The organism is Aerococcus sp. L_32 (assembly GCF_050689315.1).
Genome location: NZ_JBOEQF010000549.1, coordinates 1 through 1174, shown reverse-complemented (window position 1 = coordinate 1174; position 1174 = coordinate 1). Strand labels below are relative to the sequence as shown.

The 1174-nt window shown below is 41.1% G+C and carries 1 protein-coding gene; it reads right to left on the bottom strand.

The window, feature by feature from the left end; all coding sequences use genetic code 11:
* The coding region (locus tag ACRCJ0_RS14680) for a DNA gyrase subunit A (protein ID WP_431390948.1) at positions 1–1174 on the bottom strand (1174 nt) is incomplete at both ends.

The window sequence follows — 1174 nt, the reverse complement described above, 5'->3', positions numbered from 1 at the left end:
AACTACAACGATAACGTCTTCTTCAGAAATTAATAATTGTTTCTTCACGATGACTTCTTGGATTTCGTCTTGAATCTCAGTACGACGTTCAGAAGCGTAGGCTTTCTTAATCGCTTTGAGTTCAGACTTCATCCGACCGTATAGCACTTTATCGTCAGATAAGACTGCTTGGTATGAAGCAATATCCTCATTTAATTGTAGGCGTTCATTTTCTAAGGCAGTAACGTCTGTATTGGTTAAACGGTACAGTTGTAGGCTTACGATGGCTTCTGCTTGGGCTTCTGAAAAATCAAAAGCTTCAATCAAATTGTATTTAGAATCTGATTTGTTTTTAGAATTTCTAATAGTCGCAATCACCTGGTCTAGAATAGACATGGCTTTGACCAATCCATCTACGATATGTAAGCGACGTTGGGCCTTATTTAAATCAAAGGTTGTCCGACGACGAATAATTTCATAACGGTGGCCGATATAAGCGTTTAAAGCTTCTCTAATCCCAACTAATTCAGGACGTTGGTCATTAATGGCCACCATGTTGAAGTTATAGTTAATTTGCAAATCAGAATTTTTGTAGAAGTAGTTTAGGATAGCATCAGAACTTGCATCCTTTTTCAATTCAATCACGATTTGTAGGCCGTTACGGTCCGTTTCATCGCGGACTTCTTGAATCCCGTCAATTGACCGGTTCAACCGTAACTCATCCATCCGGCGCACAAGGTTAGCCTTATTCACTTCATATGGAATTTCCGTGATCACGATTTTCTCTTTACCACCACGGTCTGTTTCAATATGGTGCTTAGACCGAACAACGACTTTCCCGCGTCCAGTAGTATAAGCTTTCTTCAACTCTTCTCGCCCTTGGATAATAGCCCCCGTTGGGAAATCTGGTCCAGGAACAAAGTCCATCAACTTATTGACTGTGGCATTTGGATGGTCGATTAAATAAGTTGTTGCATCAATAATTTCACCTAGATTATGCGGCGGAATTTCAGTCGCGTAACCCGCTGAAATACCAGTTGCCCCGTTAACCAACAGGTTTGGGAAACCTGCTGGTAAAACAGTTGGTTCTTCAGCCGTGTCATCAAAGTTTAGGATCATTTCGACCGTGTCTTTATCAAGATCCCGCAATAATTCATCGGCAATCTTCGATAAACGGGCCTCTGTATACCGCATA